A 17,250-nucleotide genomic window follows, 5' to 3' on the forward strand; every position below is an offset into this window, starting at 1 on the left:
AATTTATCTACGACTGGTTCCCGAACTACGGCACAGATGCCAACGCGCATCTTCAGCTGATCCGCAAAAGTTTACCGGGCCACCACCCCGGCGAGGCGGTAACCCGGATCAAATAATATTTTACTTGTTCCCAACAATCCTCAACCAGCTCTTGCCAGCGGGCTTGTCGTTGCCCTGCAATGTAATACCGATCCAGTCCATAATAGATGGCACCACATCAAAGATAGACGGGGCCGGATCTGTCTTATCCAGCGCAGCGCCCACAAAATCCCAGCTGTAATTGCCTACGATGGTGAAATCTTTCTTTGAAGGACTGCTGTCTTTGAGCTTGTTGCCGCTCTTGTCATTACTGCGCCAGTTACCGATCAGGTTTTTATAGTTCGGATGTGCCGCGTCGATATCGGTGATGAAAGCATACTTCTTCACCACATCTGCCGGCAGCGCAGCGTTCCAGATGCGTACATTGGCCATGTACATGTCCACTACGTTATCGGGGTACCATACTTCAGGGTTATAGCCGATAATAAGCGGACTGGGCGACTCCAGTGTTGGCGCGCCATGCAGGATCTTGCCGGTACCGGCAGGAATACCGTCCATGTACACATTTGCCGTATATACGTGACCGTTAGTTGCATCGTTGGTATGTGTGATAGTAGCGGCTATCGAATGGAAATTACCATCGTTGATGCCCTGCGACATCTCTGTTTCGGTAGCGTTGGCGCCATCCTGCATCACGAATACTACTTTATCATAACTGCGGTAAAAAGACCAGCCCGGGATCGTTCCATCCAGGCGTACACACTTGGTGAGGAAAGGCGGAAAGGTAAATTGATAGTTGCCATTAGGCCCTTTGTTGAATTTCACCTGCGCCTCTATTGTCATGTTGCCGCTGCCGGGGTTGTAAAGGCCGCCGTCATTGTTTTCCGCACGCACATAGCCCGGATCGCCGCCATGATAGCGCACGCCATAGTCCATCATACGAGGCCCGTCTACTTTGCCGGGCACGATGAGCGGACTGTAAAATACCGTGAAAGTACTACGTTCCATTTCCGATTTGCCCCCCATCTGTTGGGCGTAACCGCCACTGGTAGATTGTATCACCACGAGCCAGTCTTCATTGGCGGTATCTTTACGCGCCTTCAGGGCGTCCATCATCTTCCCGATATAACTATCCACATCGGTGATGGCTTGCCGGTACACCGGATTATCGCTGAAACCCGCTTGCAGTCCCGCTTTAGCAGGGCTGCTGAAATTTGCGATCACAACTTGCTCGCTGCCGTTCGCAAGTTGTGCAATGGCGGCATTGGCCACGCCTTTGTCGCCATCCGTACGACTTACATTGATCACTTTATCGGCCTGGTTGAGCAGGAAGTTGTTAAGATCTTCCCATTGTGTGATGGCAGTCACTTTCGTCTTGCTGTCATCTGCTTTCAGGTAGTGAATAAAGCTCTCGTAGTATTTGATATCGCTATGGCCACCCTCGACAGATTTGGGTATGAGCGTGCTGTCGCCGATCTGGTGCTTGAGATAAGGCATACCAGTGGTGAGCCCTGCCCAGCCGGCGGCGACAGTAGATACGGTATCATTTACGCCGCTCCACGTATATACGCTATGTGGCAGCAGGCTGGCGATCACGGAAGGGTTGATACTTTGCACCAGCTTGCCCGGTGCGCCATCGATGCCGATCAGCAGCACCTTTTTCTTGCGCAACCTGGCGCCACCGAAAGTTTGATCAACCGAGTCGCGGTCGTAATGCGCCAGCGAGGGCGCCTCTTTCTTGCAGGCGCTGAAACCTGCCGCCAGTGCCACTGCCACCGCTATCACGCCACCGCGTATATGTCCTGATATTAATTTCTGCATAATGCGATCATTTAAGGTTAGAAGAATTTAAGCCACAGGCGGCCGCTGACCTCCCACTCGGGATTGATCTGCAAATTGAGCCAGTAGGCGATCTGGTAAAATACTTCGGAACTATAGGGTGGTGTTTGCAGATCGATGTTACCGGCGCAGGGCAACACATAATCCAGCAGGTCCCAGGTATAGCCGCCTTGTAACGCGAAATCCTTACCCCTGGCGCCCGGCGCCATATTGCGGAATACGCCGCCTTTACGCTCCTTGCAAGGCCAGTAGCCGATCAATTTACCGTAGTAAGGATGCGAGGCATCGATCACATTGGTGCAGGAATATTTCGTGATCACATCTTCTGCCAGCGAATCTGCCCAGATGCGTACGTCTGTCATATACATGTTTTCCGGCGTACCCAGCGACCCCGGGATATACCCCATCGTGAGTGGCGCTGTAGTAGTTACATCGCCGATGGCCGTGATCTCCTTACGGTTGTTGAAAACACCATCGGTAAAGGTTTTCACCCATCGCTTCTTGTTGGCATCTGTATAGATCACCGCCGTAAGCTGATGCCAGAGCGCATTGTTCATATTAGCTCCCTTGCATTGGATATTGCCGCCGGATTTACGGCCGAAATTAATTTGCCAGTAGCTGCCTTCCTGGAAGAAACACCAGCCAGGCACGCCGCCATCAAAGGAGGCACGCTTGGACAGGAACGCAGGATAGTTGGCGGTAAAGCCCGCGGTAGCAGTACGCATCTTACACTCTATGGTATAGTTACCCGTGCTGCCGAAATTATACATGCTCTTATCTCCCAACACCGCATTTACTGCTGATGCGCCCTGGTCATACATGCGCACACCGTATTTGATGGCCTGTGGCATATCGACCTGGTGCCTGAACAGATCCGGGCAATAGAACAGGGAGAAACAATTCATCTCCTCGTTAGAGTCGCCACCATAGCTGTTATCGATACCGCCATGTGTGGACTGCACGATCACGAGCCAGTTCTCATTCGCAAAATCAGGGCGGCTTTTCATCGCATCAATGAGGCTGCCAATATAGCCGTCCACCTTAGTGATGGCAGCAGCATAGGCCGGCGAAGATGCGCTGAAGGCCGAAGCGCGACCGGCTTTGTTGATGCTGTTGAAATGTGCGAACATCAGGTCCAGGCTATCTTTTTTCAGATGTGCAACTGCAGAGTCGCGCACTACGGCATCATCATCTTTCGTAGTCACTTTCGTTACCACATCGGCCAGCAAAGTTTTGTGCAATTGTTCCCAACCCGTTACAGATACGGTTTTGAGGTTACGCTGCCCCGATTTTTTCACCAGCGACAAAAAAGGCGCATAACGCGCGCCACTGGCGGATCGCGGCGTGAGCGTGCTATCACGGATATTATTTTTAGCCACGCTTACACCGGTCAGGATATTGGCCCAGGAGGCGCCATCGTTGGTGACGCTGTCGGCCAGCGATTCATAACTATAGGTACTGTGTTCCATCATCCCCTGAAGCACAGGCGGTACGGCCTTTTTCAGCTCCAGGCCCGACAGTCCGTCCACTATGATCACCAGCACCTTACTTTTGTCGGAGAACTTCGGTTGCGGTGTATTATCGCTGGATACCAGCCCCACCTTTGTACAGGCCGCCAGCAGCATGGTGGCGGCGAGTGTACATCTCCTCAGATATTTTACAGAGATCATGCGCATAATTTTTTTCTAGATAATTACCTGATATCGTTCTTCCATATCTCTTCTGTCAGCAGCGGCAGGTCGCTTACATCGGCCTGTGCCGCGGCGGACACGTTAATGCCCCAATGCGTGAAGAAAGGCTTCAGGTTCACACCTGCGTAGCGACTGGCTTTTACGTAGAAGAAATTTTTCTTCACTTCGTTGATGTATGACAACCTTTGTTCGTGGCGGGCTTCTTTACAGATATATCCCATCATGCCATAGCCGTAACGTTGGAACAGCTGTACAAAGGGCACGAGGCGCTGAAACACATCGGTGATCTGTGAAAAGGGCCGGGTGGTATCGCCTTTGTTCACCCAGTCGAGCGCGCTGCCAACGAAGTTCTGGACCGGGTCATACACGCGTGGCGGTTTTAATCCATGACGTTGTGCGATCTGGAAAACGAAAAGGTTGTTGGAAGTTTCGCCAAGGCCATCGGGGCCGCTCCAGCTCCACATGTCATTCATCTGGAAGTTGTGGCCTACCTCGTGGAAAGGCCCCCAGCTGGCGCCGTGGTTGATGGCAGCTGTATCGAGGAACTCACTGTGCCAGTCGAGGTACGCCATGCAAGGATAGCCATTATGGCCGCTCCCCGCCGATATCTGGATATCGAGCACAAAGCGGTGCGGCGTGCCTGGCGCCTGGTCTATCGGATCAGCAGGATTATCAGAGAGGCCGTACCATTCGTGGTAATCTTTCTCTATCACCTCGTCCCATTTTCTCACCACGGCATCGGCGCTGAAATTATCCAACATGCCTATCAGCACTTTGCGGTAAAGGGTCATGATGAAGCGTTTGCCGCGCAATTCCAATACCGGCACCTGTGAGTGGCGTACCTGCTCTTTCCAGGTGGCATCAGCGCTTTCACCGAGCACGAAGTCGGGCGATTTGCACACATTACTGAGTGTTACGGTGATCTTTTTGTTAGAAGGGCCTGTGGGGATCAGGTAGATAAGCCCTCCGTAGATATTGCGGATATAGTTCACGCCGGGCAGTACGGTCTTGTTGGTAACGATCACGCCTGCACGTAGTTGCGGATATTTGCCGTTTATATTATCTGTATGCGATCCTACCTGTACGGTCATGCCTTCGGCGCCTTGTGGCATTTCAATCTTCACCAGTTCGCCGGGAGCGGCGTAGTAGCCGGTGCTGAGCCACTGGCCGGGCGGTACGCTGATACGTATCTGCGGGGAGGCGATCTTGTAATTGAGATCGAGGGTCACTTGAACGTTCTGCAAGCGCGGCTCTACTACAGATACCAGCCCCGGGAATTTGCGCGCGTCGGGAAACCCGCTGCTGTCGATCCTGAGCATGCTGGTATCCACGCCGCCGAGGCCAGTGGTATCTTTTTTCAGCGGCGTATTGTAGCCATCTTTATAATTATAATCTTTCTTACAGGCCGAGATCATCAGCAGCAACAACGATATACCTGCAACGGTCCTGGTAATGGATATTTTCATTGATCAGTGTTTTAAGTTGAATGCCTTTGATTATTTCGTGGTGTTCGGAAAATCGCGGTAGCGGGCGGGCCAGGCTTTGCCGTCGAGGCCCCAATCCGCCTGTACCGGTATATGCAGCCAGTCGAAGATCGCGAAGGGAATATCTGCCGGGTTGGGCACATATTTTTCCTGGAAGGGTATTACCGGGAAGAGGTATCCGCTGGCATCGCTGAAGGCTTCCCACTTGTATTTTCCGAGCAGCGAGAAATTCTTTTTCGATGGGCTCTTGTCGGCAAATACAGCGCCTTGTCCATCCAGGCAGGGCCAGTAGCCGATCAGGTTATTGAAGTTGGGATGCGAGGCGTTCACATAGGTGCGGGACGCCCAGCGTTTGATGTTCTCATCAGAAACTACGGTATTGAATATACGAACATCAGACACGTACATATCGATGTACTGTGTAGAGAACACGGCTTCAAAGTAGCCCAGCACGGTATTTTTGGTGGTGGAGAGACCGGCGATATTCGCATTCACGATCTGGCCGGTTGCTTTGTTATCGCCATCTATGAACAGCGCGGTTTTCACGGTGGTACCGCTGATCTCCACGGTGCCGCTGATGGTATGCCAGCTGCCGTCAGCATAATCACCCCCGCCTATTTCTGCTTTCTGTGAGCCATCCGCTACATAGAAGGAGATGTTACGGCCATTGCGGAAGAAGGCCCAGCCCGGGTTTGTGCCGGAACGTTGCGTACATTTCCCGAAGAACGGCGGCCAGGTGTAGGTATAGTTATTATTAGGCCCGGGCATGAACTTCACTTTGGCTTCGAAGGTCATGTTACGGCCGTTGATGTTATAAAAATTACCATCGTTGATCTCTGCGCGCACGTTATTATCCGGAGGACCAAAGAGGCGTACTTCGCTGCCTTCATAGGGCACACGGATATTTTCCGGACGTACGATCACCTGGCTTTCAAAGCGCGGGTTGAAGAAGAAGGTGAAAGTATTTTGTACCGGGTTGGAGAACGGTGTGCCGTCATTATCTTCCGGGCGTACCGGCCAGGGGCCGCCGTGGTTGGAGGTGACCACCACCAGCCAGTTTTCATTACCGATATTTTTGCGGGCGCGCAGGGCGGTCATGATATCACCGATACGTGCATCGGCCTGGTAGATGGCATCAGTGTATTGCGATACCGATTCATCGTAACCATATTGTTTACCGGCGGCATCTACGCCGTTAAATTCAGCGAATACGATACCGGCATTGTCATTACCCAGTTCATTGATCACGGCGGCGCTAACGGCATCGTCGGAGGCGAGCAGTTTGTTTTCATCCATGTTGTTACCCACGACTTGCTGGCTCAGCGCGGCGGAGGCGCAAAAGGCCGCCGTGCGGATATTAGCGCCGGCATCTTTCAGTCTTTTACTGAACACGGGATAGGTAGCCAGGTCAGCATGCGTGTAGTCGTTACCGTTAACCTTGTGTTTGGCGCTGGTAACGCCGGTCAATATATCGGCCCATCCGGCGCCGTTGGCGCCGGATGTATCGGAAATACCATTCCAGGAGAACACGGCGCTGTCGCGCAGGTTCCAGATCACCGGCGGCTTGATGGATTGCAGCGTAAGGCCTCTGGCGCCATCTACCACCAGCACCAGCACTTTAGGCTTGCCCGACAGCTTGCCGGGATCGTTGTTATATTCCTGTTCCCGCAACACGCCCTGGCTATCCTTGTTACAAGCGCCGAAAGCGAGCATCGCGGCAACACCCAGTAGCGGAATCATCTTTTTCATACTATGATCTGATTGTGGTGATTACTGAATTATTTCTCTAAAACCAGCCTGAAAATATTGCCCACACTGGTGTTGTCGAAGGCGACGATGCTGCCGTATATGATCACGGCGGGCTCTCCTTCCGCGGATACTGATTCTACCATACCGTTTACAAAACCTGCCAGCATACCGGTGTTATTATAACCGGCGGCCAGCGAGCCATCAGGGTTGAGGATCATCAGCCCGCGGCGCACATAGCCGTCATATTTCTCGAAATTGCCTGCCACCACCAGTTTGCCGTTGTTCAGCTGGATGGCGTGATTAGGTACGCCGCCGGTGAAGGTGCGTGACTGGAAGCTGGTCACCATCGATCCATCTTCATTCAACATCACGATACCATTGCAAGGCACCCCGTTGAAAGTGGTGAAGTTGCCGGTAACGATGATCTTCTTCGTATTCTTGTTGTAGCGAAGGGAATAGATCCTGTCATTCGCACCGGTACCTGCTTTGAACGATCCGTCTATATTACCATTAACATCCAGGCAGGCAATGTTAGCAGCGGATACATTGTCGAACTTGTTGAAAAAGCCGCCTACCACCAGCCTGCCATCGGGCAGCAGGGCGCCGTCTGTTAGGAAGCCGGCAGCGCCGGGTTTACCCCTGTGCATGTTAAGATCATAGTGGTAGGTAGAATCGAGATTGCCATTCCGGTCGATAGCCGCTACACTGTTGATATCGCGGCGGTCGATGGTGCGCTGCGTTTTAGTGGAGTTCTTGTAGAAGTACTGCACATAGCCGTAGAAGTTACCCAGCATCAGCACGCGGTTGCCCGATTGATACATATTACTCACCTGGCCTGTAACGCCGCCATTCAGGGCTGATACGGTATCTTTCGAGCGGTTCTCCTGCTGGGCAGGATCTGTGCTGCCAGCGGCATCGTCGGCAGGAATGATCTGCACAACTGCGGTATCTATCAATCCGGCAGGATGTATGCGCACCACATTGTTCAGTTCTTTGCGGTAGCCATAGCGGTCAAAGAATCCACCGAGGATGAATTTATTATCGGAGAGCTGGATACCGCTGGATATCATGCCTGTGCGGCCTACCGCCGAATCGGTCTTGAACGCGGCAACAAAATCACCATGCTTTTCAATCATCGCGATACCATTGAGCGGGTTGCCGATGCCATTGCTGTTATACACTTTAAAAGCGCCCAGCAGCAGGTAGCGGTTATCAGACGTAGCTATGAGCTGGTTGATACTTTGATCGGTGCCGGTGCCCGATTTGAATGTATTATCTATCCTGGCTTTCCCTTTTACCTTGAATACAGCTGTATAAAATGTTTGCTGGCCGATATTCACCGATCCGGTGCCGGAGCTGGCGGCAGGCGGCACCACTACAGTGATGCTGTTATCTGTCACCGATGTTACCTGCGCCTGCTGGCCGGAAAGGAAAAAATGCAGGGAGTCTTTATAAGGCAACAGTCCTGTTACCTTGAAAGTCACTTTATCACCGGAAGAGCCTACGGCCGGCGATGGCAGCTCCGTGCTGAACACCACGCCCAGCGGTGGTTTGCCGCCGGCATACGGATCGGGGTATACCGTTTCGTTATCTTTTTTACAAGCGGCTGCCAAGGCAACTAACAGCAGCAGGTACATATGTTTTTTGATCATTTGCATTAGCTGGATATTTTAGGTAGATGATCATTTTCCCAACAAGCCGTATTGATTGATACGGGAGAGAAATTCAAACCAGGAGAACCCGAACGGATGCCGCGTAAATGCCAGGGCATGTACTACGCCGTTCGTTGGCTCAATATTCACCGAGGCTACGGGCGCACGGTAAGGCGGCGGGCTCGTTTGCGCCGGGCTGGGATCATACGAGATATGCAGCTGCCGATAGCCTACATATTGTGCGCCGCCTTCACTGTTGTACACTACGCCGAGGTGCATGGTTTGCCCGTCATACGTGCGCGTATACACGCCGTTGTAGGTTTTGAAATTGGTGAAATCTACCTGTGGAATATCATTGAGCATCAGCTTCCCTTTGAAGATGTAACGACCGAGCATCTCGCGCCAGATCACTGGCGGCACCTGTTCCAGCGTTTTGATCGTATCTTTTCCCATGAGGAACAGTTGCGCATTCACATACTTCAGGGTAGTATCGAAACAGGGATTGGCCGGTGCAAAGAAGGTGATGTTCTCTTTCTGGAAAATATCTTCCATACCTGCCAGCTTGATCACTTTCAACAAGTCGCTGAAATATTCCGGTTTGGCTTGCAGGTATTGCAGCACGGTGCCATTGAACTTGCCATTGGCGTGGCCGGTATCCTGGTAATAATCTTTTTTACAGGCGGTGAGCAGCATCACTACTACTGCGAAACCCGCCATGAGCGGCAAAGCATATTTTTTCATGTTCATACAGCTTTAAGTTTAACGCCAGTATTCATTCAGTTTCATCAGTGGATTGTTGGTCAGCGCGCTCTCCGCGATGGGCCAGGTCCAGGCGCCGCGCTGGAATGCCGATTGCGAAATGGGCGCCGTGCAGTATTCAGAGTTGAGGATGCGGTGCGTGCGTACCAGGTCATAGAAGGCATGGCCCTCTCCCATCAGTTCTTTGGCGCGTTCCCAGAAGATGGCGTCTTTCAGTTCGGTGCCGCCACCGCCGGTGTAGGGCGCTGTTTCCGCACGTGCGCGGATGATGTTGAGCAGGCGTGTGGCCTCTCCTTCATCGCCCAGTTCTGCGTTGGCTTCTGCTGCCAGCAGGATGGCATCTGCATAACGGAATACGATAAGGTTACCATCAAAGGCAATGTTACTGCCTGTGTTGCCGATGAACTTGCGGAACTCTACCAGGTTGCCTTCGCGGTACATGGTGTTGGCGTCAAACCAGAGGTCTTTGCGTTTGTCGGCCACGCCGGGTGGATACATTTTTTCCATGAACTTGCCTACATAGTTCACGTAAGAGTAGCCACCACCGGCATGTTCCAGCACATTGTCATTGAGGTACTGGTAGCCGAGGCCGCGTACTTCGCCATAGTTCACGTTCTGTGTGAGCTCAAATATGCCTTCCTGTGATCCACCCCTGAACAGCTGCCGGAACTCTGATACAGTAAGCAGCCGGTGTGCGCCGCCGTTCTGTTCGATCAGCTCTTTGCCGAGCGCGGCTACCGCTTTGTAGTACTTATCCTTGTTACCTTCGTCGAAGCCGGCATTCCACATGTTCATGTGCATCATCAGTACGATGGCGGCGCCACGGGTGGGGCGTACGGCCTTCATCTTCGGATCGGTATAAGCCCAGGGCAGATCGTCTTTATACTGCGCCATATCTGCGATGCAGGCATTGAGCACATCGGTGAATCTCGTACGGCCGATGATCTCATTGAAATAAGGCTTGTTGTAATAAGGCACATCGCCATAGAGACGTACCATCACGAAGTACAGGAAGTTCCTTACCCATACTGCTTCGGCCTTGTATCTTCGTTTATCCGTTGCCGATATTTCCGAGCCGGGGATATCATCGATACGGTCGGTGAGGATACCGGCGGATTGTATTACGCGGTAGTATCCCTGCCAGTTGGGAATATCGTTGAAATGGAACCACTGGTTCCAATAGTCCTGCATGAGCGCCTTGAGGTTGTTGTACACGAGGTAATCGTAGTACGGACGGCCCCAGATCGAGCGGGAACGGGCGGTTTGACGGTAGATGCCACAACGGAACTCCGCCGCCAGGAAGAAAGAGTTATTGAGCAACACATCCGCGATCTCACCATAGAGGTTGTTGGTGAAACGCTCCACATCCGACCTCGTTTTCCAGAAACTGGCGCCGGATTCTTTGGTGGGCGATTCTGCATCCAGGAATTTCTTGCATCCTGTATTGCTGGTGCACAGCAAGGCTGCCATTCCTATCACCATAACAAAACGCTTCATATATCTCAGTTTAATTGCTTGAATAATTGTTTAACTAGAACTGTACATTCAACCCGAGGGTCACTGTTTTCCGGATCGGGTAACCATCTGCCTGGTCCCTGCCCAGCCCGGACACATTCTCCGGGTTAGGCCCGCTGTAGCGGGTGAAGAGCCAGGGATTAGTAACGGTCACGTATGTACGGCAGGAGGTGATGCCCCAGCGGATGGTACGGTCGCGCGGGATGGTGTAGGCCACCGTGATGTACTGTATCTTGAAATAAGAACCGTCTTCTTCAAACAGGGTCTGGTCCACCCGGTAAGGGCGCACCTTTCCAAAACGCGTATAGTCGTAAGGGTTAGGATACTGCGCTTTGTCGCCCGGCTTGGTCCAGTAATTATAATCATCGATGGGTACGAGCCCGGAGAGGATACCATCACTGTTTTTAGTCAGGGGTGTAGAGAAGCTCGCAAACCTGGCGGCAGTGGCATTGGTAAGGATATCACGGATAGCGGTGTATGATGCCACCACGTTGAGCGACCAGGCCTTGTATTGCAGGAAGGAGTTCAAACCACCGGTGATCAGCGGTTGTGAGTTACCTGCATAAATATAGTCGTTACCGTTAATGATGTAATTGCCGTCGAGGTCTACCCAGCGCGGATCGCCGGGGCGCATGGGATAGAAGTTCTGTCCTTTGGCGTCTGCCACGAGTATCGGGCGGCCGGTAGCGGGATCAACGGGCACGCTGGCGGCATCGGCGTATACACCGCGGTTATAGAGCAATACGTTTGTAAGGCTGTTGCGGCCTACCCGGTACAGGATGCTCTGGTTGTTGGCATCATCATATTTTATCAGTTCCCTGGCGCCTCCGGGCAGGTAAGTGAGATAGTCTCTGTTAAGCGCGCCATTGAAGCCGATGGTCCAGTTAAACTTGCTGGTGGCGGGCAGCGGGCGGTAGGTGAAGGTCCATTCGAAGCCTACGTCCATCAGGCCTGCATCATTGGTTTGCACTTTGCTGAACCCGCTGCTGGTAGGCAATGCAAGGTCCATCAGCATATTGTCCACATGTTTCACATAGGCGTCAAACTCCGCCTGCAGCTTGCCTCTCCAGAGGCCTAGTTCAAGACCGCCATTGAGCTGCGTGGTGGTAGCGGGTTTCATGTTGGCATTCGGTAACCAGTCGTATTCAATACCACTCATCGGACGGTCGTTATAACGGCCGCCGTTACGGTCGTTGTATACGCCGTAGGCATCGAAGATGGTGCCCTGCGGCGTTACGTTGCGGCCCCAGCTCGCGCGGAGAGAGCCGTAATCGAGCCACGACAGGTCTTTCAGCGTATTCTCCTTATTAAAGTTCCACCTCACGCCAACAGAAGGGTTGTTGGAATAAGGCGTGCTCTTACCTGTGGTGGAAGAAGCATCGCGACGGAACGAGAGGTCCAGCATGTACTTCTGAATGTAGTTGTAGCTGAAGGAGGCGGCGAAAGAAGCGCTGCGGAAATCTTTGGCATTATCCAGGATGCCGCCGGCATCTGAAAATCCGCCGGAGCCGATAGGCCCGTGCAGGTTATCATTCGGCGTACCGCGCATACGCAGCATGGTGGCCTGATAGCCCACTTTGTTCAGCTCATTGAAGGCCGACAGCGTGAAGTTATGTTTATCGTTATACGATTTGAAATAAGAGATGCCGCTGCGGCTGTACAGCGAAGTATTACGGTCGTTGAATGCCCGTACTTCGGAGTAGTTGTTGTTGATGGCGGCCGGTATGAAATTATCTTCCGTACCCGTTGTATTCTCATAAGAGAAAGTACTGGTGAGGTGTAAGCCCCTGTACAGTTCATAATCCACATCCACATTGGTGCGCACGTTGGCCGTTTTGTTGGTATTATCATTGCGCAGGGCCGATATGGCGCTGGCAGAAGAGGAATAGAAACCTGGCGGCGGCAATAAGGACGACTGCCGGCCGGCCTTGCCCACGTCTGATTGTGTGATACCGTTACCACTGCCTTTGCTGTTCTGCCCCAAACTGGTAGTGATGGCGGCAAATATCTTCAAACGCGGCGTGGGCCTGTATTGCATGTTGGTGCTGAGGCTGTAGCGGTTGAAGTCTGTATTCTTCAGGATACCTTTTTCATTATAGTAACCGAGGTTCACTTTATAATTGAAACGGTCGTCGCCACCGGATACCTGTACGTTGTGCGTTTGGTTGTAGGTGTATTTGTAGAACAATCCCTGCCAGTTGGTAGAGTTGTTGTAATACGGGTTAAGACTATCTGCCAGGAAGGGCGTGTTGTTGATATCTGCCTGCGCATATTTCAGGGAGTCGGTATAATTGAGCACTTGCCAGATGCGCTGGCGTCTTTCTTCATTACCACCAATTACTTTACGCAAAGTAGGCGGTATGCTGATGAAGAAGTTACCGCTATACTGCACAATAGGCACTTTGGATTTACCACGCTTGGTGTTGATGAGCATGACGCCATAAGCGCCACGGGAGCCATATAGCGAGGTGGCCTGCGCATCTTTCAGCACTTGTATGCTTTCGATATCTTCCGGCGGGATGAGTGAGAGCGGATTCAATCCCGGGCCTGCCTGGTTGAAACCATATTCATAACCGGAATTAGGATCGATGGGTACGCCATCGATCACATACAAAGGTGAAGTGGGGCTGAGGAAGGCGTTATCACCGGAGCCGGAGATACGCAGGGATGAAAGGCCACGCATCTGTATGGTGCCGGCATAACCGGGTGCGCCGGTGTTGTTCTGAATGTTCATACCGGCTACTCTGCCTTGCAGCAGTTCGAGTACGTTCGATACTGGTACGTTCTGCAGGTCTTTACCGCTGATGAGCACAGTGGAACCGGTGGTGGTTTCTTTTGTTTTGCGCTGATAGCCGATCACCACCTGTTCATTGAGTTTATTTTCTTTTACGGAGAGATAGATGCGCATCATCTCTCCGGCTTTGGCTTTCACGGTCATAGCGCCGAAGCCCATGGCCTGGAAGCTGATATCGGCGCCCTCCGGCACATTTACGGTGAAGGAGCCATCGCCGCCGCTGGCGCCCACGCCTTTCGGCGGTTTGCCGGTGAAGATGACCACACCAGGGATAGGATTGCTGTTACCTTTTTCATAGACAACACCTTTCACCGTCACCGTGTTTGTTTGCGCAGATGCGCTACCCGCCAGCATGAGCGCCAGCAACAGGTAAAGCAACCGCTTCATCTTCCCTGGTATAAAAGTATACTTATACATGAAGGTCTGATTTTATCATTGATGATATTATTTGTATCTCTCCTGTGGTCAATTGTTTGAGAAATCAGGATTTCTTGCCCAGAACCAGAAGATCACGCGCCAGTTGCCCGGCTCATAGATGGCGAGGTCGGTGCCCAGCAAAGCTGTTTCCCGTATACCGGCCACGCCTATACGACTGTAGCTGAACTGCACATGCGCGCGGTTGCCCAGGTTATTCGTATAGCGTGTAGGCAAGGGCGTTAGTGGAACGGGATAAGCCACGTCGTAGGTAACGCCATCCGGCGCAAACTGCGCGGCGCCAAAGTGATGCACTACTTCTTCCCATTTGGTATCGCCGAACATTTTCGGATCGATGGGATTGTAGGAAGAATCGCGGAACTCGAACGTAAGGCTGTTGCCGGTCGATTTCGGATCCTTGTAGAAGATCAGTTTGATAGCGCTGTTGCCCATATAGTAGTCCGAGTTCTTTGCTTTGATGTTGACCACGAGGTTGGGGTTGTTGGTACCATAGGAATTGCCTGTTACCGGATCGATGGTGTTCGGCTCGTAAGGCTGCTGCCGCAAAGGTTTCAGCTCCATGTTACGGATCATTTTAGTACCGCCGCTGTTGGATACTTCCACATCGAACCTATACCCGGGGTCTGGCTGCACTTTTACGGCATTGAGATAAGCAGGATCGATGGGCGTCCACATCACGAACTGCCCGGAATGCTCCCGCACTTCAAAGAGATGGTGCTCTTCTATCGTACGTTTTTTCTCTATCTCTTCCCTTGTTTTTTCCAGTCCGGTATAGGCTTCTTTCCACACCAGCACCGGAAATGTTTTATTGAAGATATCTACCGGCTCTCCTGCTGCCGTGCGCACGTTCATCACTTTGAACGTGAGCGGCAAGGTGGAGTGGTCGGCATTGAAGATATTGGTTTGCGGATCGCCGGGCAGGAGCGATGTTCTGCCCAATACCGGCTCAAAGGTGGTCTGGTTGTAGCCTGCGCCCGGGCTGATGTAATCCACATCAGCAGGCACTTTCACACAGGCCTGTGTGCCTATCAGGCCGGCTGCTGCCAACAGTAGCTGCAATCTTTTCATGGTAAATCAATTTATTTGTCAAACCTGCTGATGAACTCATTGAATCCGAACTCGTGATCTCCGCTCAGGATGTGCAATACGCCATTCCTCACGTAAGTGTCCATCGACATCGTGTTGGCCCTTACCCATTTGCTGATGTAGAAGGAGCCCTTGGTATCGCTGTAGATGATGTACTTCGGGCCGCCGCCGGAGAACCCGGAGGCGGATTGTGTGAACAGCTGCAAATTCACCTCCCTGCTGTATTTGAGCGAATTGATACCGCGTCCGTCGGGGAACTCGCGCAAACTGTCGGCCGGGTATACGCCAGGCACCACATAACGGCAGAAGAGCGTATCCAGGTTTTTGAGATCGATGGTATTAAGCGATACAGGAGCCAGGCCCTGCTTGCGGCGCAGCACATTCAGGTTGCCCAGGGCCGTAGCGAAGCTGGTATTGGTAGCGCCGAACACAGTGATCTGTGTGTTGCTCATCACACGTTTCAGCCCGAGGCGGTCCATCACTACCACCATCGAGTCAAATACGCCGGTCTTACTTTTCAGATAGTCGTACATGTTAGCATCCACCTGGGTAACACCCTTTGAATATTCTTTGTAGCCGCCATCTTTCTGGCAGCCTGCCAGCAGCCATGCTGCCAGCAGCGAAAAGCACAGTATGCTATAGATATTTCGTTTCTGCATTGCCATGATTATTTAAGCCAATAAGAATTTTGTACGAGCTTGGGATTGGCCGCCAGCACTTCATCGGCGAGTGGCCAGTAGATACCGCCATTGTTCAGCAAAGGCGCCAGGGCGCTCCTGCCGGGCCGCAGGCGTGCATAGCGTACCTGGTCGTACCAGCGCCATCCCTCTCCCATCAACTCTCTCCTTCTCTCCCTGAAAATTTCGTCGAGCATATCTTTGCCTTTGAAAGACGGGCTTACAATCCCCCGGCTCACCATCACCGCCGATAGCCACTGGTTTGCTTCCACAGGATTGTTGGTTACCACGGCAGCTTCTGCGCGGAGCAACATCAACTCTTCCATGCGTGAAAACATCATGGTAGCATTATACATGCGGAAGATGCCTTTGTCGGCCTTTCCATCTTCAATGATCTTGATCTTGCTGAACACCGGTGTAGTGGTATTGTAGTTGGTGAAATAATATTCTGTGAGCGGATAGCCGGTATTCAGGTTGATGCTGAAACGCTCATCGCCGGGCCAGTTGAAATAAGACAGGATAGAATCGCGCGGTACATACATCGCCGGCAAACGGTTGCTGGTAATGGGTTGCGCGAGGGTATACTCCTGCAAATGCCCTTCGGTTACGCCTTCTGAATTGTTATAATCGAAAGCGAAATTGAGTATCTGACTGGGGCCTGTGCGTGCAAAAAATCCGCTGTCGCTCCTGCACAGCTCTTCTGTTTTTGGTGTGAAGGTGGTACCGGCTTGCGTGTAATTGTCGAGGATGAATTGTGTATAGGACATTACATCGGTGTAATGCTGCTGCCAGGCTGCGATGTGCGCCAGCACGGCATAGGCGCTGATCTTGTTCACCAGCGTGCCTTTCCAGAAACCGTATCCCTGATTGAAATACAGCTCGCCGGGCATCTGTGGATCGCCGCTCTGGTAGATAAAGGGCAGATCTTTCGCAGCAGCTACCAGTTCTTTCTCTGCAAAATCGAGCACGGTGGCCTGCGGTGTGCGCGGCAACTGCGGAAACTGGCCATCATAAGAAGTGACGATCAGCGGCACATCTCCCCACACACGCACCATATAAAAATAGAGGAATGCCCGCAAAGCCCTTGCCTGCGCTATGTCCAGGCGATGGTTGGCCGCGGTATAAAAAGCGTCCTTCGCTACAATATTACCCGAACGTTCGATGAACAGGTTAGCAGCGTTGATAGCGGCATAAAAACGGCGCCAGCTTTTCAACGATTGCAATTGCGGAAAAGATACATTCAGCTCGTTGTTCACTACCGCCTTGAGATCGGCACGTGACACCGGCACAAAATCGCCTTTACGAAACTCGCCATACATCCAGAAGGCGGCATTGTCGGCGAGGGCGGCACGGGTGAGGCCATATACGCCAATGAGACTGCTACGTGCATCCTGCACGGTAGACCAGAAATCTTTATCGGTCACCAGCCGGGTGGACTTTACATCCAGTATCTTGCTGCACGACACGCCCGTGGCCGTGAGTGCCAATGCCAGGGCGGCTTTTCTTACTGAACGAAATATATTATTCATA

The 17,250-nt window shown here is 52.3% G+C and carries 11 protein-coding genes; all 11 read right to left on the reverse strand.

The annotated features are described in order from the left end of the window. Positions 1–120: 120 nt before the first annotated feature. Positions 121–1,860, reverse strand: a complete 1,740-nt coding sequence (locus FPG75_RS19345; protein WP_143308946.1) for a DUF4983 domain-containing protein — start codon at positions 1,858–1,860, stop codon at positions 121–123. Between the two features lie 17 nt (positions 1,861–1,877). Further along, positions 1,878–3,548, reverse strand: coding sequence for an alkaline phosphatase family protein (locus tag FPG75_RS19350; RefSeq protein WP_161596849.1), 1,671 nt, complete (start codon positions 3,546–3,548; stop codon positions 1,878–1,880). Positions 3,549–3,571: 23 nt separating this feature from the next. Next, positions 3,572–5,035 carry a M60 family metallopeptidase gene (locus FPG75_RS19355; protein WP_143308950.1) on the reverse strand — a complete coding sequence of 488 codons (1,464 nt, stop codon included), beginning with the start codon at positions 5,033–5,035 and terminating at the stop codon, positions 3,572–3,574. A 30-nt stretch (positions 5,036–5,065) separates the two neighbouring features. Then, entirely contained in the window at positions 5,066–6,802 is a 1,737-nt protein-coding gene (locus FPG75_RS19360) for a DUF4983 domain-containing protein (RefSeq protein ID WP_143308952.1), read from the reverse strand. Positions 6,803–6,831: 29 nt separating this feature from the next. Further along, complete coding sequence (locus FPG75_RS19365) at positions 6,832–8,460, reverse strand: DUF5008 domain-containing protein (protein WP_143308954.1); 1,629 nt, start codon at positions 8,458–8,460, stop codon at positions 6,832–6,834. A 24-nt stretch (positions 8,461–8,484) separates the two neighbouring features. Further along, positions 8,485–9,201 carry a fasciclin domain-containing protein gene (locus FPG75_RS19370; protein WP_143308956.1) on the reverse strand — a complete coding sequence of 239 codons (717 nt, stop codon included), beginning with the start codon at positions 9,199–9,201 and terminating at the stop codon, positions 8,485–8,487. 12 nt (positions 9,202–9,213) lie between these two features. Further along, on the reverse strand, positions 9,214–10,710 hold the full coding sequence (locus FPG75_RS19375; RefSeq protein WP_143308958.1) for a RagB/SusD family nutrient uptake outer membrane protein: 1,497 nt from the start codon (positions 10,708–10,710) through the stop codon (positions 9,214–9,216). Positions 10,711–10,744: 34 nt separating this feature from the next. Then, positions 10,745–13,909, reverse strand: coding sequence for a SusC/RagA family TonB-linked outer membrane protein (locus FPG75_RS19380; protein ID WP_161596850.1), 3,165 nt, complete (start codon positions 13,907–13,909; stop codon positions 10,745–10,747). 78 nt (positions 13,910–13,987) lie between these two features. Then, complete coding sequence (locus FPG75_RS19385) at positions 13,988–15,025, reverse strand: DUF5007 domain-containing protein (protein ID WP_143308962.1); 1,038 nt, start codon at positions 15,023–15,025, stop codon at positions 13,988–13,990. A gap of 11 nt (positions 15,026–15,036) precedes the next feature. Next, complete coding sequence (locus tag FPG75_RS19390; protein ID WP_143308965.1) at positions 15,037–15,702, reverse strand: hypothetical protein; 666 nt, start codon at positions 15,700–15,702, stop codon at positions 15,037–15,039. A gap of 8 nt (positions 15,703–15,710) precedes the next feature. Continuing rightward, a complete protein-coding gene (locus FPG75_RS19395; protein WP_143308967.1) occupies positions 15,711–17,249 on the reverse strand; it encodes a RagB/SusD family nutrient uptake outer membrane protein in 1,539 nt (512 codons plus the stop codon). Position 17,250 lies beyond the last annotated feature (1 nt).

This window comes from Chitinophaga vietnamensis (genome assembly GCF_902167635.1).
Taxonomy (GTDB): Bacteria; Bacteroidota; Bacteroidia; order Chitinophagales; family Chitinophagaceae; genus Chitinophaga; species Chitinophaga vietnamensis.